This window comes from Micromonospora sp. NPDC049139, assembly GCF_055586845.1.
Map to the genome: position 1 here is coordinate 234,339 of NZ_JBVJHK010000003.1, position 22,197 is coordinate 256,535.

Below are 22,197 nucleotides of genomic sequence, written 5' to 3' on the forward strand. Positions count from 1 at the left end.
GCCGGAGCGGCGCGGGATCAGGCCGGGCGGAGCCAGGTCTGCTCGCCCAGACCGGCGATGTCCAGCACGCGGCGGACCTGCCGGGACGGCAGGACGGCGAGGGCGTCGGGGAACTGCTGGGCGAGCCGGACCACGGCGTGGATCGCCGCCGAGTCGAAGAAGGTGACCGCCCGCAGGTCGAGCGTCACCCGCTCGGCCGGCTCCCGCAGCACGGTCTGGACCATCGTGTCGGCGGTGGCCATGTCGACCTCGCCGGTCACCACGACGCGGACGTGACCACCGTCGGCCTCCGCGCTGGCGGAGAATACGGGAGGCGCGCCGTCCCCTTGATCCACGCAGCCACAATGGCACAGCCTCTCGGGCGCGGCAACAACCGGGCCGGGCGGGCGGGGGCGGGGGCCGCCCGGCCCTGCGGCGATAGGCTTGGGCCCATGACCGTCCGTGCGCCGCTGACCCCAGGCACGCTCTCTCCGTTGCGGCCCGTGCCCGCCCACATCGTCCGCCCGGAGTACGTGGGCAAGAAGCGTCCCCAGGAGTGGCGCGGCTCGCACGTGCAGACCCCGGAGACCGTCGAGAAGATGCGGATCGCGGGTCGGCTCGCCGCCCAGGCCACCCAGCTCGCGGGTGAGCACTGCAAGCCCGGCGTGACCACCGACGAGATCGACCGGGTCGTGCACGAGTTCCTCTGCGACCACGGCGCCTACCCGTCGACGTTGGGCTACAAGGGCTTCCCCAAGTCCTGCTGCACCAGCCTCAACGAGGTGATCTGCCACGGCATCCCCGACTCCACCGTGCTCGCCGACGGCGACATCATCAACGTCGACGTCACGGCGTACATCAACGGGGTGCACGGCGACACCGACGCTACCTTCTGCGTCGGCGAGGTCAGCGAGGAGGCCCGGCTGCTGGTCGAGCGGACCCACGAGGCGATGATGCGCGGCATCCGCGCGGTCGCCCCGGGCCGCCAGATCAACGTGGTCGGCCGGGTCATCGAGTCGTACGCGAAGCGCTTCGGCTACGGCGTGGTCCGCGACTTCACCGGCCACGGCATCGGCGAGTCCTTCCACAGCGGGCTCTACGTGCCGCACTACGACAGCCCCCGCCCGACCGACGTGATGGAGCCGGGGATGACGTTCACGATCGAGCCGATGATCACCCTCGGCACCCACCAGTACGACATGTGGGACGACGGCTGGACGGTGGTCACCAAGGACCGCAGGTGGACCGCGCAGTTCGAGCACACCATCGTGGTGACCGAGGACGGCCACGAGATCCTCACACTGCCGTGACCGACACCCCTGCGGCGCTGCGCGAGGCGCACCACGCGGACGTGTCCGGCGGCTGGCTGCGGCCCGCCGTCTTCGGCGCGATGGACGGCCTCGTCACCAACATCGCCCTGATCGCGGGCGTCGGCGGCGGCGGGGTGTCGCCCCGCAGCATCGTGCTCACCGGCACCGCCGGCCTGGTGGCCGGCGCCATCTCGATGGGGCTGGGGGAGTACACGAGCGTCCGCTCGGCCAACGAGCAGGTCGCGGCCGAGGTGGCCAAGGAACGCCGCGAGCTGGAGCGGCACCCCGAGGCGGAGGCGCGCGAGCTGGCCGAGGCGTGGGTCGCCCGGGGCCTGCCGCACGACCTCGCCATGCAGGTCGCCGAGGCCGTGCGGCGCAACCCGGAGGAGGCGCTGCGGGTGCACGTCCGGGAGGAGCTGGGCGTCGACCCCGACGACCAGCCCAGCCCGTGGGCGGCCGCGATCTCGTCGTTCCTGTTCTTCTCGGTCGGGGCCCTGGTGCCGCTGCTGACCTACCTGTTCGGCTCGACCAGCCTCTGGCTGGCGCTGGCCGTCGGTGGGCTCGGGCTCTTCGCGGCCGGGGCGGTGGTCGCCCGGTTCACCGCCCGGCCCTGGTGGTCCGGCGGCCTGCGCCAGCTCCTGCTGGGTGCCGCGGCGGCCGGCGCCACCTACCTCGTCGGCGCCCTCATCGGCGTCCAGGGCGCCCTCGGCTGACGCCGCCGCGCCCTCGGGCCGGCGGAGCCGGTCGTAGGCGCTCCGGTTCGTCGGCCAGGGCGTCCCGCCGCCGCGCGGCGGGTCAGCCGTCGAGGAGGTCGTCGACCGTCCCGTCGACGGGGCGGCCCCGGGCCGTCAGCTCCGCCGCCTGGCGGGCCAGCACGGCACCCACCTCGGTCATGTCCGCGCCGGCCAGGCCGGTGCGCCGCACCGCGTCCCCGGGGTCGCGGAAGTAGGTGCGGCTGAGCAGCCCGTTCACGGTGGCCGCCGCCAGCCGCGCCTCGCCGAGCATCAGCAGGGCCTGGTCGGTCTCGTACCACCCGGCCAGCCGGGCCGCCCGGGCGTGCGCCGCGCTGCCCCTGTACCACGCCTGCCGGGCCGCCGTGCTGAACTCGGCCGGCCGGGCACGGGCCAGCCGGCCCAGGTGCTCGTCACGGAGCGTGCGCAGCCAGCCGGTCGGGTCGTGCAGCGCCCGGGTGCTGACGTACCGGTCGGCGGTCAGCGGCCAGAGCGGGGAGATCAGCCGGGCCTGGTGGAGGTAGTCGTCCGCGCCGGCCACGGTCAGGTCGACCAGCACGCCGTCGACCCGCCGGGTCGCCGGGGGCGGGCCGCCGCCGGGCCGGTAGGTCACCACCAGCAGCCCGACCTCGCCGTCCCCGCCGCCGTCGTCGTCGCCGTGCGCGAGCGGGCCGTGCACGGCGACGGCGAGCACGTCGGCCGGGAAGCGCCGGCGGGCGGCGTCGGCGACCCGCTCGGCCACCGCCCAGCGTGGATCGCCCGGGTGCGGGTCGCCGCCGGAGGCCACGCCGTCCACGTCCACGCCGACCACCTCACGCCCTCGCCGACCGGGCCGCCCGGCACGAGCCGGCCCGCGGTGTCGCGGCGGCGCAGGTCACCGCACCAGCCTAGTCGCGCCCGCCCGATCCGCCCGGCCCGCCGCGCCCGGTGGGGACTCTCGACGCGGCGGGTGAGGGCTTGCAGGACGGGCCCGGGCACCAGTGTGCGCGGCGCCGGCCGGTCAGTCGAGGCGTCGCTCGACCGGCAGCCGGGACCGGGTGAACAGTCCCGCGCCGAGCATCGCGACCAGCGGCACCACCACCAGGACGCCGAGGGTCGCCCACGGGACCACCACCGGGTACGGGTCCTGAACCGGCCACGAGCCGGCGTACCGGCGGTTCAGGGCGGTCAGGATGATCACCGCCGAGCCGAGGCCGGCGACGATGCCGAGCACCGAGCCCAGCACGGCGATCACCCCCGACTGGCACAGCGACAGGAGCCGGCGCAGGCCGGGGCCGGCGCCCACCGCGGCCAGCGTGGACAGGTCGGCGCGCCCCTCGGCCGCCGCCAGCCCGGTGGCGATGCCGGCGGCGCCCACGGTGATCACCCCGGCCGCGGCGGCCAGCAGGAGCAGCACCGGCCGCCCGTCGTCCGACCGGTCGCCCTGCTCGATCTCCACGTGGGCGCCGAGCGGGCGCAGCGCGGTGGCGAACCGGTCCTGCCGGCCCTGGTCGGGTGCCCCGTCGGCCGCGACGGCCCAGCCGAGCGCACGGGTGGCCAGCCCGAGCCGGTCGGCCGCCCGCCGCGAGAGCAGCAGCCGCTCCGTCGGCACCCCGGTGCGCAGCGCGTACGCGGCGACGGCGGTGGGCGCCGAGGTCACCGGCCCGGCCGGTCCCGACCCGTTCACCGCCACCTCGATCCGCCCGTCCACCACGTAGCGCGGATCGGTCACCACCGCGCCGCCGGCGCGCAGCACGGCGGCCGCGGCGGCGACGTCGGCGGGGTCGGCACCGGTCAGCAGCGGCAGGGCGTTCCCATCGTCCACCAGCACCTGGAAGTACGCGCCGTGGAGGTTGTCGCCCCGGCAGCGGGCGTCCGCCCGGGCCTGCCGCCGCTCGGCCTCGCTCAGGCCGTCGCCGGCCGGCCAGGGACACGCCCGGTGCGGCGGCAGCACCGGAGCGACCGAGCAGGGCTCGGCCTCCGTCGTGCACCGCACCCCGGCCAGCGGCGCCACCGTGGCGGCGCCGAGCTGGTCGCGGGCCGCCTCGGTGACCCGGGCCAGGGCGGGTGCGGTGTCCAGGTCCGGCCGGTGCACCAGCACCGTGCCGGCGGGCATACTCGGCTCGTACGTCGCGGCACTCCGCGCGTGGTCGCTGGCCAGGTATACCCCGACCGCGACGCTGCCGGCGACCGCCGCCATCACCGCCGAGATCGCCGGGGCGGCCGAGGAACGGTTGCGGCTGGCGTCGCGCAGCGCGATCCGGGGCGCCAGCGGGAGCGACCGCCCGAGCCGGGCGAGCAGGCCGACCAGCGTCGGGGTGGCGAAGACCAGCCCCAGCTCGCCGAGGACCAGACCGGCGAGGATCACCGGCGGCGACGTCCGGGCGGCCCCGAACGCGGCCAGCGCCGCCCCGCCGGCCGCCATGCACACGCCGGCCGTGAGCCAGCGCCGCCGGTGCGCGGGCGGGGTGCGGCGGCCGGCCAGCCCGGCCACCACGTCCTGCCGGGCCGCCGCCCAGGCCGGGGCCAGCGCGGCCAGCACGCCGGACAGCACCGCGACGGCCGCGACCGCCATCAGGGCCTCCGGCCAGCAGCGGTACCCGCCGAAGCGCGCGCCGTAGAGGTGCTGCTCGACCAGCGGCCGGGCGGCGAACGCGGCGGCGACGCCGAGCGTGAGCCCGATTGCCGCCCCGAGGGCGCCCAGCACCACGCCGTCGGCCAGCACGATCCGGCGCAGGTGGGCGTCGTCGCCGCCCGCCACCGCGACCAACGCGAGGTCCCGGCGCCGCCGCCGTACGCCGACCGCGAAGGCCGGGCCGACGAGCAGCACCACCTCCAGCAGCCCCAGCCCGCCGACGAGTACCGAGACGCTCATCCCCTCGACGTCGACCGAGGAGAACGGTTCGGGCCCGACGAAGTCCACCCCCGAGGGCGGGGCGGGGGTGCGGGCGTGGACCACGACGCCGTGGTCGTTGAGCCGGCGGAACAGTGTCTCGTCCGCCGTCCCGGGCAGGTCCACCAGCCAGGTCATGTCCGGCTCGGCGTCCGTCGGACCGGCGGTCGCCGGGTGCAGCGTGACGATCGGTCCCAGGTCGTCCGGGTACTCGACCACCCCGACCACCCGCCACGAGCGGGAGCCGTCCCCGGACGTGACGGTGCCACCGGGACGGACGTCGAGTCGGCGCAGCGCGGCGGGGCTCAGCGCGATCTCGTCCGGCCCGGCCGGCGCCCGGCCGGAACGGAACCGGGCCAGCCCCCGGCCGAGCGGGTCCGCGAGGTCCACGGCGCGGCCGGTGACGTCCCGGTCGACCCGGTCGCCGACCCGGGCGTCGAAGTTCACCCAGCGGCGCAGCGGGACGACCCGGCTCCCGGCCGGCAGCAGGGCGGTGACCTGTTCGGCGGTGACCCGTTCGGCCGGCGGGGTCGCGTCGTGGTCGGACACCCAGCCATCGCCCCAGGAGTCCTGGGTGACCGGCCCGCGCGCCACCCAGAGCAGTTCCGCGTCGGCGACACCGAGCTGTCGCTCGGTCCGCTCGGCCCGGGTCAGCTCGGACATGTCCCAGCTCACTGCGGTGAAGGTCAGCACCAGCACCGGCAGCGTGATCATCGCGAGCACCAGCGCCGTACGCCCCCGCGCCCGTCGGGCCTCCCGGCGGGCGATCCGCAGCGCCACCCACCAGGAGCCGACGGCGCCCGCGAGCCGGCCGCCCCGGCCCGCCGTCACCGACCGCTGCCGGTCAACAGCTGCTCCACGCTGCCGAGCGGGGCCGTCGAGTCGACCAGCACCCCGTCGCGGAGGAAGACCACCCGGTCGGCCCAGGCGGCGTGCCGCGCCTCGTGGGTGACCAGGACTGCGGCGGCCCCGGCGTCGACCCGCCGGCGCAGCAGGTGCAGCACCGCCTCGCCGGTCTGCGAGTCCAGCGCCCCGGTGGGCTCGTCGGCGAGCACCAGCCGGCGCTCGCCGACCAGCGCGCGGGCGATCGCCACCCGCTGCTGCTGGCCGCCGGAGAGCTGGTCGGGGAACCGGTCGCCGAGTTCCGGCAGGCCCACCTCGGCCAGCGCGTCCAGCGCCAGCCGGCGCGCCCGCCGGACGCCGGTCCCGTCGAGTTCCAGGGGGAGCGCGACGTTCTCCACGGCGGTGAGGCTGCCGAGCAGGTTCAGGTCCTGGAAGATGTAGCCGATCCGGCGGCGACGCACCTGGGCGAGGCGGCGCCGGTCCAGGGCGCCGAGGTGCTCGCCCTCGACGAGCACCTCGCCGGCGGTCGGGCCGTCCAGCCCACCGGCGAGGGCCAACAGGGTGGACTTCCCGGAGCCGGAGGGCCCCATCACCGCGACGAGCTCGCCCGGGTGGACGGCGAGGCTCACGCCGCGCAGCGCGTGCACCGCCGCCGGCCCGGTGCCGTGGGTGCGGTGCACGTCGCGCACATCGAGCACGGCCGGGGCCGGGCTGTCGCCCGCCGGCCCGCTGCCCACGCTCACCGTCGCGCCTCCTCGTCCGCCCGGTCCACCGCCTCGGCGGGCGTCGTCGGCGCGCGGCCGGGCCCCGTCGGACGGTAGCGCACCAGGCTCGTCTCGCAGTGGTCCAGCCAGCGCACCTCGGCCTCGGCCTGGAAGACCATGGCGTCCAGCACCAGCCGCCACGGCAGGTCCTCCGGGCGGTCGCTGGCGTACTTCAACCGGGTCAACTCCTGCAGCGTCCGCATGGTCGCGCTGCGCTGGGTCTGCACCACCGAGCGCACGTCGACGCCGGGCGTGGTCAGCGCGAGGGCCAGCTTGATCGCCAACTCGTCGCGGGGCCGGTCGGTGCGGCTGATCGGGGTGGCGAACCACAGCGCCAGGTCCGTCCGCCCGGCGTCGGTGATCTCGTACGGGCGCTGCCCGGCCTCGCTCTCGGGGAGCGAGCGGACCAGCCCGTCCCGCTCCAGGCGGGACAGGGTGGTGTAGACCTGCCCGATGTTCAGCGGCCAGGTCGAGCCGGTCGACTCCTCGAACGCGGCGCGGAGCTGGTAGCCGTACATCTGGCCGCGTTCGAGCAGGGCGAGCAGCCCGTGACGGATGGACATGGCTCCGGAGTATGCATACCTGGTATGCGACCCGCAACCGGAGCGTCACCGCCGGCAGCGGCGGTCAGGCGGGCCGGCCGGGGAACGGCACGGTCAGCGGGGTGATTCCGGCCGTCCGGCGCCAGCGGGTTGCCCGCAGGGCGTACTCGACCAGGGCGGCCAGCGCCCGGTCGCGGTCGGCGCCGGTGGTGGCGGGCACCGCCGCCCGCCAGAACGCCGCGGTGCGCTCCTCCACCTCGACGGCGAGCCGCAGCGCGCTCGCCCGGTCGGTCACCGGGAACGGCAGGGCGTAGCCCGCCCGGTCGGGCGGGACGCTGCCGCCGCCCGCGCTCAGCTGCATCACCAGGTCGTCGCGGCGGCGCCGGTGCGCGGCCTCCGCCTCGCGGGCGGCGGTCCGGGCCGCGCCGGTGAGGCGTACCCCGATGGGGCCGTAGGCCCAGATCGCCGCGTACTCGGCGGTGAGCGCCGCGCCCAGGGCTCCGGCCGGCCCGGTCGGTGACGGTGTCGGTGCGGTCACTTCAGCGCCTCCACATGCGTGGCCCGGGCGGCGGCGATCGAGGCGAGCAGGGCGGCCCGCTCCGCCGGCGCCGCCGCGCAGGCACTGGTCGCCGTCTCCCGGCCGGTGCGCTCGCGCTCCCGCAGCGCGGCCCGGGCGGCGGCCGGGTCGGCCGCCGGGGCGGGGGTGGCCGCGGCGGGCGCCGAGGGCAGCGGCACGCCGATCACCCGGGCCAGCTCGGCCGCGTGCGCGCCGTGCGCCTCGGCGATCGGGGTGAGCAGGCCGGCCAGCGCGGGGTGCGCCGCGGCGGCGTCGCGGTGCCCGGCGGCGAGCCGGAGCGCCTCGTCGAGCAGCGGCGTGAGCGGGTCGGGCCCGGGACTGGGATCGTCGTCGCGGTCGAGAAGATCACAGCCGGTCAGTGGCGCCGTCGCGCCGCCGAGTGCCAGGAGCGCCCCGGCGCGCAGCACCGTTCGCCGGGAATGCCCGGTTGCTCCGCCGCGTTGTGTCGTTCTGCCCGTCGCCACCGGACAAGTCAACACCATCACCGGCCGTACGTGGGCCACCGGCGTCGGTGCGCCGCCCGGTCCGGTGCCCGGCAGGCGCGTTACGCTCTGCGCAGCCACCGGCGCGTCAGCTCCGGTGGCATACCGGCATGGCGACCGATCGGGGCGCCGTCGATCACGAGAAGGGTGCGGAGATGACGCAGCGTGGCCGTGCCACGAGGTCGACGGGTCCGGCGGGCAGACCCCGGCGCGCCGACGCCCCCCGGGGCGGGGAACGCGCCGGCGGCCCGCGCGGCGACCTCGCCGCCCGGCGGGCCCGGCTGCGTGAGGTCATCGAGCCGGTGGTCGCCGGCGCCGGCTACGACCTGGAGGAGCTCACCGTCTCCCGGGCGGGCCGCCGGCACGTGGTGCGGGTGATCGTGGACGCCGACGGCGGGATCAACCTGGACGCCGTCGCCGAGGTCTCCCGGGCCGTCTCCGCGGCCCTCGACGCGGCCGAGGAGTCCGGGGGTGACATCGTCGCCGGGGAATACCAGCTGGAGGTCAGCTCCCCGGGCGTGGACCGGCCGCTGACCCTGCCCCGGCACTGGCGGCGCAACGTCGGGCGGCTGGTCAAGGTGACCGCCCGCGGCGCGGGCGCTCCGCCCGGGCAGCGCGCCGGGCAGCCCGCCGGCGACCGGCAGGTCACCGGCCGGGTGGTCGAGGCCGACGACGAACGCGTGGTGCTGGAGACCGACACCGGCCGCACCACGTGGACCTACGCCGAGCTCGGCCCCGGCCGGGTGCAGGTCGAGTTCCACCGCCTCGACGAGATCGAGGAGACGGACGAACCCGACGACATGGACGACACCGACGACTTCGACGACGAAGATGATGTGGAGGACGAGGAGAGGTGAACATCGACCTCGCGGCGCTGCGCGCACTCGAGCGCGAGCGGGAGATCCCGTTCGACACGATCCTCGCGGCGATCGAGACCGCGCTGCTGACGGCCTACCGGCACACCGAGGGGGCGGAACCGCACGCCCGGGTGGAGATCGACCGCAAGTCCGGCGCGGCCCTGGTCTACGCGCAGGAGCTGGACGACGACGGCACGGTGGTGCGGGAGTGGGACGACACCCCGCACGACTTCGGCCGGATCGCCGCCATGACCGCGAAGCAGGTGATCCTCCAGCGGCTGCGGGAGGCCACCGACGAGGTGCACTTCGGCGAGTACGTCGGCCGCGACGGCGACCTGGTCACCGGCGTGGTGCAGGCGCACGAGGCGCGGGCGGAGAAGGGCATCGTCACCGTCGACCTGGGCAAGCTGGAGGGCGTCCTGCCGCAGTCGGAGCAGGTGCCCGGCGAGCGGTACGTCCACGGCGAGCGGATCCGCTGCGTGGTGGTGCACGTGGCCAAGGGGATGCGCGGCCCGCAGATCACCCTGTCCCGTTCGCACCCGGCGCTGGTCAAGAAGCTCTTCGCGCTCGAGGTGCCGGAGATCGCCGACGGCACGGTCGAGATCGGCGCGATCGCACGTGAGGCGGGTCACCGTACGAAGATCGCGGTCCGCTCCACCGCCCAGGGCGTGAACGCCAAGGGGGCCTGCATCGGCCCGATGGGCCAGCGGGTCCGCGCGGTGATGAGCGAGCTGCACGGCGAGAAGATCGACATCATCGACTGGTCGGACGACCCGGCGACCTTCGTCGGCAACGCGTTGTCGCCGGCCAAGGCGCTGCGGGTCGAGGTGGTCGACCTGGCCACCCGGACGGCCCGGGTGACGGTGCCGGACTTCCAGCTCTCCCTCGCCATCGGCAGGGAGGGGCAGAATGCCCGGCTTGCTGCCCGGCTGACCGGTTGGCGGATCGACATCCGGTCCGACGCGGAGCAGGCCGGGGCGAGCGGCCGGAGCGGGGCTGATCACGTCCCGGAGCCGGGCAGCGCGATCTCGGGCGCCTAGGGGTAGACTTTCTCCAGTGGTACGACGCGCGCTGCCGGAGCGCACCTGTGTGGGTTGCCGGCGACGTGCGCCGGCCAGCGAATTGCTGCGGATCGTCGCGGTCGGCGACGAGGCTGGTCACAGCCTCCGGCCCGATCCGGCCCGCAGGCTGCCGGGTCGGGGAGCGAACATGCACCCGGATCCGGCCTGCTTCGCGCAAGCGGTGCGGCGGCGCGCCTTCGGGCGGGCGCTGCGCGTCACCGGGGTCCTCGACCACGGTGAGCTCGCGGAGCACGTCGATGCGCCAACCACTACGTCCGGTCAGCCCGACCGGGCGAGGGTCGCTAGCAAGGTAGGACGACCGACATGAGCACACGATGAAGTCCCTGAAATGACCAGGCTTCAAGTGCACGAGTGAGGTCGCTGCGGGTGCTGCCCGCACGACCTCGGAGTGAGGAGTGCAGTGGCAGGTAAGGCCCGCGTACACGAGCTTGCGAAAGAGCTCGGGGTCGAAAGCAAGACCGTTCTCGCCAAGCTCAAGGAGATGGGCGAGTTCGTGAAGTCCGCGTCCAGCACCGTCGAGGCGCCCGTCGCCCGACGTCTGCGTGGCGCATTCGTCGCGTCCGCCGGTGGGTCCTCGGCGCCGACCGCCCCTCCGGCGGCAGCCCCGAGCCCGGCACCGACCCCGACGCCGTCCCCGACCCCGGGTGCCCCCCGGGTCTCGGCCAAGCCGATGCCGCCGCGGCGGCCGGCCGCGCCGACCCCTGGACCGAAGCCCAAGGGCCCGGTCCCCGGCCCGCCGCAGCCGGCGACCCCGGTCGCCAAGCCGGCGAGCGCGCACGACATCGAGGTGGCGGCCGCCGAGGCGCGCGCCGCCGCGCTGAAGGCTGAGCAGGAGGCCGCGGTCAAGGCCGCGCAGGCCGCCCGCCAGCAGCAGCGGGAGAACGTCCGACGGGAGCCCCCGACCGAGGGCGGTCCCCGTCCGGGTCCGCGTCCCGGCCCGAACGCCGTGCCGCCCCGTCCGGGTTCCCCGGCCGCGGGTCGTCCCGGCGCCCCGCAGCCGGGCCCGGGTGCCCGGCCGGGTGGTCGCCCGCCGGCGCGCGGCGCCGGCAACAACCCGTTCGGCATCCAGGGCGGTCAGCAGCAGCGGCCGCCGGCCGCCGGTGCCGGCGGTCCCCGGCCCAGCCCGGCGGGCATGCCGCCGCGGCCGAGCCCGGCCTCCATGCCGCCGCGGCCCAGCCCGGCCTCCATGCCGAGCCAGCGGCCCACCACGGGTCGCCCCGGCGGTCCCGGTGGCGGGCGTGGCGGCCCCGGCGGCGGCGCGGGTCGTCCCGGTGGCGGTGGCTTCCGTCCCGGTGGCGGCGGCGGTGGCGGTGGCTTCCGCGGCGGTCCCGGTGGTGGCGGCGGCGGTGGCGGTGGCTACCGTGGCGGCCCCGGTGGTGGCGGCGGCGGTGCTCCCGGCGGCGGTTTCCGTCCGGGTGCCCCGGCTGGTGGCGGTGGTCGTCCCGGTGGCGGCGGTCGTGGCCGCGGCGGTGGCGCCGCGGGTGCCTTCGGGCGTCCGGGTGGCCGGCCGACCCGTGGTCGCAAGTCCAAGAAGCAGCGCAGACAGGAGTTCGACAACCTGTCGGCCCCGACCATGAGCTCGGGTGCCCCCCGGGGTCAGGGTCAGGTCATCAGGCTCTCCCGTGGCGCCTCGCTGTCGGACTTCGCCGACAAGATCAACGCCAACCCGGGTTCGCTGGTCCAGGAGATGTTCAACCTGGGCGAGATGGTCACCGCGACCCAGTCGTGCTCCGACGACACCCTGCAGCTGCTGGGTGAGCACCTCGGCTTCAACGTGCAGATCGTCAGCCCGGAGGACGAGGACCGCGAGCTGCTCGCGCAGTTCAACATCGACCTCGACGCCGAGGTCGCGGAGGACCGCCTGGTCAGCCGTGCGCCGGTCGTGACCGTCATGGGTCACGTCGACCACGGTAAGACCAAGCTGCTCGACGCGATCCGCAAGGCGAACGTCGTGGCCGGCGAGGCGGGTGGCATCACCCAGCACATCGGCGCGTACCAGGTCCACGTCCCGCACGAGGGCGAGGACCGGGCGGTGACCTTCATCGACACCCCGGGTCACGAGGCGTTCACCGCCATGCGTGCCCGTGGTGCCCAGGTGACCGACATCGTGGTGCTGGTGGTGGCGGCCGACGACGGCGTGATGCCGCAGACGATCGAGGCGTTGAACCACGCCAAGGCGGCCGACGTGCCGATCGTGGTGGCGGTCAACAAGGTCGACAAGCCGGAGGCCAACCCGGACAAGGTCCGCCAGCAGCTGACCGAGTACGGGCTGGTCGCCGAGGAGTACGGCGGCGACACGATGTTCGTCAACGTGGCGGCGAAGCCCGGCATCGGCATCGACGACCTGCTCGAGGCGGTCCTGCTGACCGCCGACGCGTCGCTGGAGCTGACCGCTCCGATCGACGGGCCGGCGCAGGGTGTGGCCATCGAGGCGCACCTGGACAAGGGCCGCGGCGCGGTGGCGACGGTGCTGGTGCAGAAGGGCACCCTGCGGGCGGGCGACTCGATCGTCGCCGGTGGGGCGCACGGCCGGGTCCGGGCGATGCTCGACGAGAACGGCAACCAGGTCGCCGAGGCGGGTCCGGCCCGTCCGGTCCTGGTGCTCGGTCTGACCGCGGTGCCGGGTGCGGGTGACACCTTCCTGGCGGCCGAGGACGACCGCACGGTGCGCCAGATCGCCGAGCAGCGGCAGGCGCGGCGGCGGGCGGCGGCGTTCGCCAACTCCCGTGGCCGGGCCACCCTCGAGACGCTCATGGAGCAGCTCAAGGAGGGCGAGAAGACCTCGCTCAACCTGGTGCTCAAGGGCGACGTCTCCGGTTCCGTGGAGGCCCTCGAGGACGCGCTGTTCAACCTCGACATCCCGGAGGAGGTCCAGCTCAGGATCATCCACCGGGGCGTGGGTGCGATCACCGAGAGCGACGTCATGCTCGCGAGCGCCTCGTCCGAGGCGGTCACGATCATCGGCTTCAACGTGCGGGCCTCCAACAAGGTCCGCGAGATGGCCGACCGCGAGGGCGTGGAGATCCGGTACTACACCGTCATCTACCAGGCCATCGAGGAGATCGACGCCGCCCTCAAGGGGCTGCTCAAGCCGGAGTACGAGGAGGTCGAGCTGGGCACCGCGGAGATCCGCGACGTCTTCCGCTCGTCCAAGGTCGGCAACATCTCCGGTTGCATCGTCCGGTCGGGCATCATCCGGCGCAACGCCAAGGCGCGCCTGCTGCGCGACGGCTCGGTGGTGGCGGACAACCTCACCATCAGCTCGCTCAAGCGGTTCAAGGACGACGCCACGGAGGTGCGCGAGGGCTTCGAGTGTGGTCTGACCCTGGGTGGTTACAACAACGTCCAGGTCGGCGACATCATCGAGACCTTCGAGATGCGGGAGAAGGCTCGCGCCTGATCCGGTGAACCACTGATCGAGGGGTTTACGCCGAAAGGCGTAAACCCCTTGATCATGTGGGGGTACGTCCGGGTATCGTCCGGGGCGATGTTCACCGGAACCGCGGTCTTCGACCTGCTGCTGCCGGGCGACTCCCGGTCGCTCAAGGCCAAGAGATCATACGTACGCCCGATCGTGGCGGCCCTGCGCCGCTTCGAGGTCTCGGCCGCCGAGGTCGGGGCGCTCGACCTGCACGGTCGGGCCGAGATAGCCGTGGCCGTGGTGGCCGCCGAGGCGTCGCACGTCCGCGAGGTGCTGGACTCCTGCGAGCGCCTGGTGGCCGGCCGGCCGGAGGCCGAGTTGCTCTCGGTGCGCCGGCGGCTCTACGGCGAGGAGGACTGACGCCGGCGCGGGTGCCCGCGTCCGGCGGGCGGTGCCGACGCCCGGCGGCGCGGGTGCGCGCGGCGGGCGGTGACGACCCCGGTGGTGCGGGTGTGCCGGGCGTCGGGCCGGGCCGGCGCACCGCCGGCGACGCGCGGCGGCGGTCGCCGCGCGGGTAGTGTTCGAGATGTTGGCCGGTCGGCTCCGGGGCGCTCCGCGTCGCCGGTGACGGCCGGGAACGGGACGCCGTGGAGGTGGCGAAATGTCGGATCCGGCCAAGGTACGCCGGCACGCGGAGCGGGTGCGTGAACTGGTCGCGTCGGTGGTGCGCAGCCAGATCAAGGACCCCCGGCTCGGCATGATCACCATTACCGACGCCCGGATCACCGCCGACCTGCGCGACGCGACCGTCTTCTACACGGTGCTCGGCGACGCGGCGGCCCAGTCCGGCACCGCCGCGGCGCTGGAGAGCGCCAAGGGCATGCTGCGCAGCACCGTCGGCAAGGCGCTCGGCCTGCGGCACTCGCCGACCCTGACCTTCGTCCTCGACGACGTCCAGGACCAGGTCAAGCACATCGACGACCTGCTCGCCCAGGCCCGCACCGCCGACGCCGAGGTGCAGCGGCTCGCCGCCAGGGCCGCGTACGCGGGCGAGGCCCAGCCGTACCGGCTGGACTCCGACGACGAGGCCCACGACGAGGACGAGGACGAGGCTCCGCCCCGGGGCGGGGACCAGCGGTGACCGAACCGTCCGGCGGTCCGGCCGGTGGCACCCTCGCCGAGGCGACGCCACCGGCCGACTCCGGCCCCGCCGAGGCGGACTGGGCGGCGGCCGTCGCGGCGGTGCGGGGGCTGCCGCCGGACGGGCGGGTGCTGCTGATCTGCCACGTCAACCCGGACGGCGACGCGCTGGGCAGCATGCTCGGCTTCGGGCTCGGGCTGCGTCGGCTGGGCGTACGGCGGATGCAGGCGACCTTCCCCGGCCCGCCGGAGGTGCCCGAGCCGTTCCGCGGCCTGCCCGGGCTCGACCTGCTCGTGCCGGCGACCGAGGCGTACCCGGACCCGGATCTGGTCGTCTGCTTCGACGCGGCCAGTGAGTCCCGGCTCGGCGAGCTGGTCGACCGGCTGGGCGCGGCCGGCGGCGCGCTGGTGCTCGACCACCACGCGTCGAACACCCGCTTCGGCCGGGTCAACCTGGTGGACCCGCACGCGGCGGCCACCTCGGTGGTCGCCGAGGAGCTGCTCGCCCGGCTCGGCGTCGCGCTGGACGCGGAGATCGCGGAGTGCCTCTACGTCGCCCTGAGCACCGACACCGGCTCGTTCCGGTTCGAGGCGACCACGCCGGCGGTGCACCAGCTCGCGGCCCGCCTGATCGCCACCGGCATCCGCCCCGGTGACATCTCCCGCCGGATCTTCGACACCCGGCCGTTCGGCGCCGTCCGCCTCTTCGGCGAGGTGCTCGGCCGGGCGCGCCTGGAGCCGGCCGCGGCCGTCGGGCACGGCCTCGTCTGGACGTACGCCACGCAGGACGACCTGGCCCGGCACGACCAGCCGGCGTACGTGCTGGAGGCGCTGATCGACTCGGTCCGGTGCACCGCAGAGGCCGACGTGAGCTGTGTGGTCAAGCAGACCGCGACCGGCGACTGGGCCGTGTCGATGCGCAGCAAGGGCGCGGTGGACGTCAGCCGGGTGGCGGTCGCGCTGGGCGGCGGCGGGCACCGTTTCGCCGCCGGATTCACCGGGCGGGGGACGGTCGACGAGGTCGTCGACCGGATCCGCGCGGAGCTCGACGGCGCGCTGACCGGGCCCGACCGGCGCTGACCCGGCGGGCCCGCACGGGAAGATCAGGGTCAGCTCCGGGGAGTGTCCGTCTTCCCGCGCTCGGCGAGTCCGGGGAGAATCGCGGGATGGAGCAGCCCCACGACCTCACCGTCGAGGCGCCCCGCGCCTGGGACCGTCCCGCCGTCACCGTGCCGGTGCTCGTCTGCCTCTCGCTGGTCGGCGGCCGATTCCCGTCGTTCTCGACGGAGGCCAACCTCTGGACCCTCGGCACCGGCGGCGTGTTGATCTGGCTGGGCCTGAGCAACCGGGTGCCCCGGCGGCCGGCCCCGCGCCGGCTCGGCGCCCCGGCGGCCTGGTGGGCCCTTCCGGTGGTGGTCTTCGGGGTCTTCGAGGGGGCCACGTTCGTGCTGGCGGTCGGGGACGACTTCCCCACCTTCTCCCGGCTGGCGGATCCGATGCTGGAGGACCGGCTGGTCCGGTCGGCCGCCTGGCTGGCCTGGCTGTCCGCGTTCTGGGGGTTGGTGCGGCGATGATGCGGGCGATGGCGATCGGCGGCTTCCTGGCCGCGCTGGTGCTCTTCGCCGCCGTCGAGTGGGCGGCCCGGCGCGAGGGCTCCCGGATCCCGACGCTCGGCGAGGTCTGCGCGTACGTGATGCGCTACGAGGTGGGGCCGGTGCCGGTCGGCCGGATCGGGCTCTTCGGCTTCTGGTGGTGGCTCGGCTGGCACTTCCTGGCCCGCTGACCGCCGGCCTCCCCCCGCCGGTCCGCGACCCGGGACGACCCGACGGACCAATGTGAGTCCAGATCGCGGGAACCGTGGGCAGCATGTGGACCTGAACGATAACTTGGGAATCGGCCGGCGTCGTGTGGCGGCGCCGGTCGTGGGCGGTGGTGCCACACCCGGCAACGCCTCCCTCCAGGGTCGGACCGACCCGGGCTCACCCGCTGCCCACCAGCCGCTCCGGTGACCCCGGACCGCTGCCGGGCGTTCAGCACGCCGCCCGTGAGGGCCGCCGTCGCGTCGGCGGCTGCCCGCGCCCTGGAAGGGGACCACCACCATGCCGAGCAAGCCCAAGCCCGAGACCACCGACGAGGCCCGCGAGCAGATGCGCCGCGCGCTGCAGACCTCGATGGACACCCGTCAGTGACCCAGGCCGACCGGCGGTGACGCCGCCGACGGCCTTCGCCGACGGCGTCACCGTCCGTCCGGCGCCCGTCGCTGTCCGCCCCGCACCCGTCGTCGGTCGCGGGCGCCCCCGGCGGGCCGCTACCGTCGCCGCATGCGTCGGATCCTCGTCGCCGGCAGTTCGGGCGCCGGCAAGAGCACGCTCTCCCGCGAGGTCGCGCAGCGGCTCGACCTTCCGTTGATCCACCTGGACCGGCACTTCTGGCAGCCCGGCTGGGTGGCCCCCGACGATGCCCGCTGGCGTGCCGCGGTCGCCGAACTCGCCGCCCGGCCGTCCTGGGTGATGGACGGCAACTACGGCGGCACCCTCGACCTCCGCCTGCCCCGCGCCGACCTGCTGGTCCTCTGCGACCCGGGTCGGCTGCTCTGCCTCGGCCGGGTGCTGCGCCGCCGGTGGGTGTACCGCGCCACCGGCCGCCCCGACCTCCCGCCCGGCTGTCCGGAGAAGATCGACGCCGAGTTCCTCCGGTACGTGTGGCGCTATCCGCGCCGGTCCCGGCCCCGGCTGCTCGCCGCGGTCGCCACGCACGCGCCGGCGCTGCCGGTGGTCCGGCTGCGCAGCCGCGCCGAGGTGCGCCGCTGGCTCGCCGAGCTGCCTCCGGCGTGAGCAGAAAACCCGGGCCGGCGGGGACGCGCTGCGATAGGGTCCGCGCATGAGGTCGTTCCGCGGCGTCCTGCCCCCACCGCGCTCCTGACCGGAGCGTCACGCCACCGGTGGTCCCCCGAGCCCGGGTGACCACCGGCCTTCGCGGTGCGACCTGCCCGGACGACGGGCCTCCCGCCGATCCCGGCCGAGCCACCGCCGCCCGCGGCCCGTCCGTCCTGTGTGCGCTCCGACAGACGTCACCTCTGTCAGCGGCTCGATTCTTCCGTGGAGCGCACCCGTGTCCCGATCGTCCCTTTCCTGGTCGTCCGCATCTCCGTCCACCCCAGAACCCCGCCGTTCGTCCCCTGCCGGCCTTCGCGTCGGCCTGCTGTACGTCACCGTCGCCGCCGTGCTGTGGGGCACCACCGGTGTCGCCGTGCAACTCGTCCGCGAATCCACCGCGCTGACGCCGGCAGGCATCGGTTTCTACCGCCTCGCCATCGGCGCGGTGGCGCTGCTCGCCCTCGTGGCGCACCGGCTGGGACCGGTGCTGGCGGCGCTGCGGTCGGAACCGGTGGTCCTCGTCCTGATCGGGGTTGGTCTCGGGGCCTATCAGGCCCTCTACTTCGTCGCCGTCGCGGCGGGCGGCGTCGGGGTGGCCACGCTGGTCAGCCTGGGGCTCGCCCCGGTCCTCATCTTCGCGTGGGAGACCCTGCGCGTGCGGCGGCTGCCCGGGCGGACCCTGCTGGGCGCCCTGGTGGCCGGCGTCGCCGGCCTCGTGCTCGTCACGGTGTCTGCCGGGCAGCCGGGCGCCGCCGCGCCGCGCCCGCTGTTCGGCCTGCTCGCGGCCTTCGGCTCGGGTGTCGGCTATGCCGCCAGCATCGTGCTGAGCCGGCACGCCGCGCGTCGTGTCGCGCCGATGACGCTCACCACCGTCTCCGTCGTGGTGGGCGCGGTGGCTCTGGCGCCGGTCGCGCTGGCCGGGGGGATCGCCGTTCCGGCCCGGCTCGCGCCCGTCGGCCTGCTGGTCCATCTCGGGGTGGTCACCACGGCCGTGGCGTACGCCCTGTTCTACGCCGGGCTGCGCACCACCACGGGCAGCGCCGCCGCGCTGTCGACCCTGGCGGAGCCGCTCACCGCCGTGCTGCTCGCCGGGTGGCTCGTCGGCGAGACGCTGCCCGTGGGGGTGGCCGTCGGGGGAGTGCTCCTGCTCGGTGCCGTGACCGTCGTCCACCTGTTACCCGGTAAGTGATCTGATAGCTTGCGATCCTTACCGTGCCCGTGCCAGGATCGGCGGCGATGAGTCAGCCAGCCGTCGCCGCCGCCCCCGCCGCGTCACCCCGCCGGATCGCCGCGCTCGCCCTGCCGGCGCTGGTGGTGCTGGCCGCCGAACCGCTCTACGTGCTCGTGGACACGGCGGTGGTGGGGCACCTCGGCCGGGTGCCGCTCGCCGCGCTCGCCGTCGGCGGCACGGTGCTGACCCTCATCGCGTGGCTCGGCACCGTGGTCGCGTACGGCACCACCGGGCGGTCGGCCCGGCGCTTCGGGGCCGGCGACCGGGCCGCCGCCGTCGCCGAGGGCGTGCAGTCCTCCTGGCTGGCGCTCGGGGTGGGCGTGCTGGTCGCGGTCGGCATGCAGGTCGGCGGCGGGGCGTTGGCGCGTACGCTCGCCGGAGGCCCTGGCGAGGTGGCCGACGCCGCCGCGCAGTGGCTGCGGGTCGCGGCGCTCGGTGCCCCGGGCCTGCTGCTCGCCGCCGCCGGCAACGGCTGGCTGCGCGGCGTGCAGGACACCCGCCGGCCGCTGGCGTTCGTGCTCGGGCCGAACCTGCTCTCCGCCGTGCTCTGCCCCCTGCTGGTCTACCCGCTCGGCCTCGGCCTGGTCGGCTCCGCGGTGGCCAACGTGGTCGCCCAGACCATCGGCGGGGCGCTCTTCGCCGGGGCGCTGGTCGCCGAGCGGGTCCCGCTGCGGCCCCGGCCCCGGCTGATCGGGCAGCAACTGGTGCTCAGCCGGGACCTGCTGATCCGGGGCGTCGCGTTCCAGGCGAGCTTCCTCTCCGCCACCGCCGTCGCCGCCCGCTTCGGGGCCGCCGCCGTGGGCGCCCACCAGATCGCCCTGCAACTCTGGTTCTTCACCGCGCTGGTGCTCGACGCGCTCGCCATCGCCGCCCAGTCGCTGGTCGGCGCCGCGCTCGGCGGCGGCGACGACGCCGGGGCCCGGGCCCTCGCCCGCCGGATCGGGCTGCTCGGCGGTGCCTGCGGCGTGGCGTTCGCGGTGCTCATCGCCGCCGGCGCCGGCGTCGTCCCCGGCTGGTTCAGCTCCGATCCGCAGGTACGCGACCAGGCGATGCTGGCCTGGCCGTGGTTCGTGGCGATGCAGCCGCTGGCCGGCGTCGTGTTCGCCCTCGACGGCGTGCTGATCGGCGCCGGGGACGTCCGCTACCTGCGCAACCTGACCATCGTGGCCGCCCTCGGCGGCTTCCTGCCCGCCATCTGGCTGGCGTACGGGCTCGACCTCGGGCTCGGCGGCATCTGGGCCGGGCTCACGCTGTTCGTGGTGATCCGGCTGGTCGCCCTGCTGCTGCGGCTGCGCTCGGGCGGCTGGGCCGTGGTCGGCGCGGTGCGCTGACCGCCGCCAGCGAGGTGGGAGCGCCAGCAAGGGCGCTCGGGTCGTCGCGGCTCAGCAGCTTTCGCCGTCGCCGGGCCGCCAACCCGGGTCGTAGACGTTGCCGGTCGGCCGTGCCGAGGGCCGGCTGCGCAGCGGCTCCTCGGGGGCCAAGGCCAGGAAGCCCCGCTTGATTCCGGCGCAGTCGGCGTTGAACAGGGTGCTCGCCGCCTCGTGCACCCACAGCCCCCGTGAGGAGGGCCGCACGTCGTCGGGGTGCGGCAGGTGCCAGACCACCTCGTCGCGCACCGTGACCAGTTCGGCTCCCGGCGGGTACTCCTGCGCCCGCCAGAGGTCGAAGTGGTAGACCCAGATGAAGCTGGTGGTGATCTCCAACACCCGGAAGCCGTCGGCATCGGTGGTCGCCCGGTAGGTGACGGTGCCCCGGGCGCGGACGGTGTCGGCGTTGTCCAGCCGCGGGTCGGCCTTGTCGTCCACCCGGGTCACGTAGTTCAGCGCCGCGCCGTCGGCCAGGTCGCGCCGGACGTCGTCCCGATTGTCGGGCGCGATCAGCCCGAGGAAGGGCTCCGGGTCGTTGACCACCAGCATCGACCTGTCGACGCGGCCCTCGACGAGCGCCTGCCGGACCTTTGCCAGACCCTCGGCGACCTGCTTCGCCGTGAACGGCGCGGCCGTCTTCGCCGGCGGCAGGACGATGGCGTCCTTCCCGGCGGCGAACGACTCCGCCGGAGTGGCCGCCCACGGGCTCACCGAGTTGCCGTCGGCGTCAGTGGGACGGACCTGGCCGGGCACGGCCCGGCGGTCGGGCAGGATGGGCTCGTTGTCGCGGACCCGTTCGTAGACGCCGAATCCGATGGTGCCCACCACCGCGAGGAACGAGAGCGTCACCAGGGCGGCGACGCCGCCCAGCAGCTTCCCGCTCTGCCTCGCCCAGCCCAGCCGCAACCGCTCCGGGCGGGTCAGCGCGCGCTCCGTCTCCGGCTCGCGCATCCAGGTCGGGACGCGGACCGGCTCCGCGGGCTGGTCGGCGTACGGGTCGAAAGGCGCGGTCGGCTCGTTCGGCCGCTGGTCGGTGCTCATTCGGCTGTCCAGGTGGGAGTGCGGGGAGGGGGCGCATGATCTTCGCACCCGCCGCGCGCCGCCGTGGTCCCGTTCGGTCGCCGCCGGGCAGCGCTGTCCGACCGGTGGACGCCGCGCCGGCCGTCCACCCGACCCGCGTACGGCGGCGACGGGGCGTCCGAGCCGGTCTGGCAGGCTTGGGTGTCGTGAGCGCAGACGGTCTGATCGTGGTCGACAAGCCCGGCGGCATGACGTCGCACGACGTGGTGGCGCGGATCCGCCGGTTGGCGCGGACCCGCCGGGTGGGGCACGGCGGCACCCTCGACCCGATGGCCACCGGCGTGCTGGTGATCGGGGTCGGCCGGGCCACCCGCCTGCTCACCTATGTGATCGGCGCGCACAAGAGCTACACGGCCACCGTCCGGCTCGGCCAGGCCACCGTCACCGACGACGCCGAGGGCGACGTGATCGCCACCACTCCGGCCGGCCGGGTCACCGACGAGGCGATCCACGCCGCCCTCGCCGCGCTGACCGGCGAGATCGACCAGGTGCCGAGCGCGGTCAGTGCGATCAAGGTCGACGGGCAGCGGGCGTACAAGCGGGTGCGCGAGGGGGAGAGCGTCGAGCTGCCCGCCCGCCGGGTCACCGTCTCCCGGCTGGACCTGCTGGCCGTGCGCCGGGACACCCCCGACGTGGTGGACGTCGACATCGACGTGACCTGCTCCTCCGGGACGTACATCCGGGCCATCGCCCGGGACGCGGGCCTGGCGCTCGGGGTGGGCGGGCACCTGACCGCGCTGCGGCGTACCGCCGTCGGCGGCTTCACCCTCGCGGAGGCCGCCACCCTCGACGAGCTGGAGCGGCGCGCGCCCGAGGTGGTCCACCTGCCGCTGGCCGCGGCGGCCGACCGGTTCTTCCCGCGGCGCGACGCCGGCGCCGACGAGGCGAAGGTGATCTCCCACGGCGGGCCACTCGACCCGGCCGGCATTCCCGGCCCCTATGCGGTCTTCGGCCCCGACGGCGGGCTGATCGCTATCGTCAGCGAGCGGGACGGCCGGGCCCGCGCGGAGATCGTGCTCGCCCCCGCCTGACGGCGGGGCGCAGGTCAGCCGGGAAAGTGTTAGCAAGGGGCCCTTCCTATACACCAGGCGTTAATGAGGGGC

23 protein-coding genes are annotated in these 22,197 nt (G+C 75.4%); 15 read left to right on the forward strand and 8 right to left on the reverse strand.

Annotation, left to right across the window (positions count from 1 at the left end; translation table 11 throughout):
- Nucleotides 1-17: 17 nt before the first annotated feature.
- Entirely contained in the window at nt 18-335 is a 318-nt protein-coding gene (locus tag ACZ6Q9_RS07860) for an STAS domain-containing protein (protein ID WP_363702578.1), read from the reverse strand.
- Nucleotides 336-431: 96 nt separating this feature from the next.
- On the opposite strand from ACZ6Q9_RS07860, the gene map reads away from it, so the two are divergent.
- A complete protein-coding gene (gene map / locus ACZ6Q9_RS07865) occupies nt 432-1,289 on the forward strand; it encodes a type I methionyl aminopeptidase (RefSeq protein ID WP_350704972.1) in 858 nt (285 codons plus the stop codon).
- The gene (locus ACZ6Q9_RS07870) at nt 1,286-2,002 is read left to right on the forward strand and encodes a VIT1/CCC1 transporter family protein (protein ID WP_350704974.1); all 717 of its coding nucleotides are present in this window, start codon (nt 1,286-1,288) and stop codon (nt 2,000-2,002) included. The genes map and ACZ6Q9_RS07870 overlap by 4 nt, the downstream gene beginning before the upstream one ends.
- Before the next feature lie 82 nt (nt 2,003-2,084).
- On the opposite strand, the gene ACZ6Q9_RS07875 is transcribed toward ACZ6Q9_RS07870, so the two are convergent.
- From ACZ6Q9_RS07875 to ACZ6Q9_RS07900, 6 genes are all read right to left on the reverse strand, one after another.
- The gene (locus tag ACZ6Q9_RS07875) at nt 2,085-2,822 is read right to left on the reverse strand and encodes a nucleotidyltransferase domain-containing protein (RefSeq protein WP_393266631.1); all 738 of its coding nucleotides are present in this window, start codon (nt 2,820-2,822) and stop codon (nt 2,085-2,087) included.
- A gap of 198 nt (nt 2,823-3,020) precedes the next feature.
- Nucleotides 3,021-5,723 carry an FtsX-like permease family protein gene (locus tag ACZ6Q9_RS07880; protein WP_396828248.1) on the reverse strand — a complete coding sequence of 901 codons (2,703 nt, stop codon included), beginning with the start codon at nt 5,721-5,723 and terminating at the stop codon, nt 3,021-3,023.
- A complete protein-coding gene (locus ACZ6Q9_RS07885) occupies nt 5,720-6,478 on the reverse strand; it encodes an ABC transporter ATP-binding protein (protein WP_393266627.1) in 759 nt (252 codons plus the stop codon). Before ACZ6Q9_RS07885 ends, ACZ6Q9_RS07880 begins: the two co-directional genes overlap by 4 nt.
- Nucleotides 6,475-7,062: a PadR family transcriptional regulator gene (locus tag ACZ6Q9_RS07890; RefSeq protein ID WP_350704982.1), complete on the reverse strand. Its 588-nt coding sequence runs from the start codon at nt 7,060-7,062 to the stop codon at nt 6,475-6,477. Before ACZ6Q9_RS07890 ends, ACZ6Q9_RS07885 begins: the two co-directional genes overlap by 4 nt.
- A gap of 64 nt (nt 7,063-7,126) precedes the next feature.
- Nucleotides 7,127-7,579 (reverse strand): ferritin-like domain-containing protein, encoded by a 453-nt coding sequence (locus tag ACZ6Q9_RS07895; RefSeq protein ID WP_393451761.1) that lies wholly within the window; start codon nt 7,577-7,579, stop codon nt 7,127-7,129.
- The gene (locus ACZ6Q9_RS07900) at nt 7,576-8,025 is read right to left on the reverse strand and encodes a hypothetical protein (protein ID WP_357693945.1); all 450 of its coding nucleotides are present in this window, start codon (nt 8,023-8,025) and stop codon (nt 7,576-7,578) included. The genes ACZ6Q9_RS07895 and ACZ6Q9_RS07900 overlap by 4 nt, the downstream gene beginning before the upstream one ends.
- A 230-nt stretch (nt 8,026-8,255) precedes the next feature.
- Between ACZ6Q9_RS07900 and rimP the strand changes: the two genes are divergently transcribed.
- The 12 genes from rimP (at nt 8,256) to ACZ6Q9_RS07960 (ending at nt 19,978) form a co-directional block, all read left to right on the forward strand.
- Nucleotides 8,256-8,957 carry a ribosome maturation factor RimP gene (gene rimP / locus ACZ6Q9_RS07905; RefSeq protein WP_393266621.1) on the forward strand — a complete coding sequence of 234 codons (702 nt, stop codon included), beginning with the start codon at nt 8,256-8,258 and terminating at the stop codon, nt 8,955-8,957.
- On the forward strand, nt 8,954-9,997 hold the full coding sequence (nusA, locus tag ACZ6Q9_RS07910; protein ID WP_357453215.1) for a transcription termination factor NusA: 1,044 nt from the start codon (nt 8,954-8,956) through the stop codon (nt 9,995-9,997). The genes rimP and nusA overlap by 4 nt, the downstream gene beginning before the upstream one ends.
- Before the next feature lie 16 nt (nt 9,998-10,013).
- On the forward strand, nt 10,014-10,346 hold the full coding sequence (locus tag ACZ6Q9_RS07915) for a YlxR family protein (RefSeq protein WP_350704988.1): 333 nt from the start codon (nt 10,014-10,016) through the stop codon (nt 10,344-10,346).
- Between the two features lie 93 nt (nt 10,347-10,439).
- Nucleotides 10,440-13,439, forward strand: coding sequence for a translation initiation factor IF-2 (gene infB, locus ACZ6Q9_RS07920; protein WP_396828243.1), 3,000 nt, complete (start codon nt 10,440-10,442; stop codon nt 13,437-13,439).
- An 87-nt stretch (nt 13,440-13,526) separates the two neighbouring features.
- Nucleotides 13,527-13,820, forward strand: coding sequence for a DUF503 domain-containing protein (locus tag ACZ6Q9_RS07925; RefSeq protein WP_091096658.1), 294 nt, complete (start codon nt 13,527-13,529; stop codon nt 13,818-13,820).
- 241 nt (nt 13,821-14,061) lie between these two features.
- Nucleotides 14,062-14,541 (forward strand): 30S ribosome-binding factor RbfA, encoded by a 480-nt coding sequence (rbfA, locus tag ACZ6Q9_RS07930; protein ID WP_393451767.1) that lies wholly within the window; start codon nt 14,062-14,064, stop codon nt 14,539-14,541.
- 101 nt (nt 14,542-14,642) lie between these two features.
- The gene (locus ACZ6Q9_RS07935) at nt 14,643-15,620 is read left to right on the forward strand and encodes a bifunctional oligoribonuclease/PAP phosphatase NrnA (protein ID WP_396828423.1); all 978 of its coding nucleotides are present in this window, start codon (nt 14,643-14,645) and stop codon (nt 15,618-15,620) included.
- An 86-nt stretch (nt 15,621-15,706) separates the two neighbouring features.
- The gene (locus tag ACZ6Q9_RS07940; protein WP_350680576.1) at nt 15,707-16,114 is read left to right on the forward strand and encodes a hypothetical protein; all 408 of its coding nucleotides are present in this window, start codon (nt 15,707-15,709) and stop codon (nt 16,112-16,114) included.
- Nucleotides 16,114-16,323: a DUF6186 family protein gene (locus ACZ6Q9_RS07945; protein ID WP_393266999.1), complete on the forward strand. Its 210-nt coding sequence runs from the start codon at nt 16,114-16,116 to the stop codon at nt 16,321-16,323. The genes ACZ6Q9_RS07940 and ACZ6Q9_RS07945 overlap by 1 nt, the downstream gene beginning before the upstream one ends.
- A 538-nt stretch (nt 16,324-16,861) precedes the next feature.
- Nucleotides 16,862-17,374, forward strand: coding sequence for an adenylate kinase (locus ACZ6Q9_RS07950; protein WP_396828241.1), 513 nt, complete (start codon nt 16,862-16,864; stop codon nt 17,372-17,374).
- Between the two features lie 367 nt (nt 17,375-17,741).
- Nucleotides 17,742-18,605, forward strand: coding sequence for a DMT family transporter (locus ACZ6Q9_RS07955; RefSeq protein ID WP_393452564.1), 864 nt, complete (start codon nt 17,742-17,744; stop codon nt 18,603-18,605).
- 47 nt (nt 18,606-18,652) lie between these two features.
- A complete protein-coding gene (locus tag ACZ6Q9_RS07960) occupies nt 18,653-19,978 on the forward strand; it encodes an MATE family efflux transporter (RefSeq protein WP_396828239.1) in 1,326 nt (441 codons plus the stop codon).
- A 51-nt stretch (nt 19,979-20,029) separates the two neighbouring features.
- Here ACZ6Q9_RS07960 and ACZ6Q9_RS07965 read toward each other — a convergent pair whose 3' ends face one another.
- Nucleotides 20,030-21,055: a hypothetical protein gene (locus ACZ6Q9_RS07965; RefSeq protein WP_396828237.1), complete on the reverse strand. Its 1,026-nt coding sequence runs from the start codon at nt 21,053-21,055 to the stop codon at nt 20,030-20,032.
- A 185-nt stretch (nt 21,056-21,240) separates the two neighbouring features.
- Between ACZ6Q9_RS07965 and truB the strand changes: the two genes are divergently transcribed.
- Nucleotides 21,241-22,125, forward strand: a complete 885-nt coding sequence (gene truB / locus ACZ6Q9_RS07970; protein WP_396828235.1) for a tRNA pseudouridine(55) synthase TruB — start codon at nt 21,241-21,243, stop codon at nt 22,123-22,125.
- Nucleotides 22,126-22,197: the final 72 nt, after the last annotated feature.

What these genes read in the sequence shown, in the direction of transcription:
- ACZ6Q9_RS07950 (WP_396828241.1), top strand. Translation starts at nt 16,862, where the DNA reads ATGCGTCGGATCCTCGTCGCCGGCAGTTCGGGCGCCGGCAAGAGCACG.
- rimP (WP_393266621.1), top strand. Translation starts at nt 8,256, where the DNA reads ATGACGCAGCGTGGCCGTGCCACGAGGTCGACGGGTCCGGCGGGCAGA.
- ACZ6Q9_RS07925 (WP_091096658.1), top strand. Translation starts at nt 13,527, where the DNA reads ATGTTCACCGGAACCGCGGTCTTCGACCTGCTGCTGCCGGGCGACTCC.
- ACZ6Q9_RS07940 (WP_350680576.1), top strand. Translation starts at nt 15,707, where the DNA reads ATGGAGCAGCCCCACGACCTCACCGTCGAGGCGCCCCGCGCCTGGGAC.
- ACZ6Q9_RS07965 (WP_396828237.1), bottom strand. Translation starts at nt 21,055, where the DNA reads ATGAGCACCGACCAGCGGCCGAACGAGCCGACCGCGCCTTTCGACCCG.
- map (WP_350704972.1), top strand. Translation starts at nt 432, where the DNA reads ATGACCGTCCGTGCGCCGCTGACCCCAGGCACGCTCTCTCCGTTGCGG.
- rbfA (WP_393451767.1), top strand. Translation starts at nt 14,062, where the DNA reads ATGTCGGATCCGGCCAAGGTACGCCGGCACGCGGAGCGGGTGCGTGAA.
- ACZ6Q9_RS07960 (WP_396828239.1), top strand. Translation starts at nt 18,653, where the DNA reads ATGAGTCAGCCAGCCGTCGCCGCCGCCCCCGCCGCGTCACCCCGCCGG.
- ACZ6Q9_RS07945 (WP_393266999.1), top strand. Translation starts at nt 16,114, where the DNA reads ATGCGGGCGATGGCGATCGGCGGCTTCCTGGCCGCGCTGGTGCTCTTC.
- ACZ6Q9_RS07890 (WP_350704982.1), bottom strand. Translation starts at nt 7,062, where the DNA reads ATGTCCATCCGTCACGGGCTGCTCGCCCTGCTCGAACGCGGCCAGATG.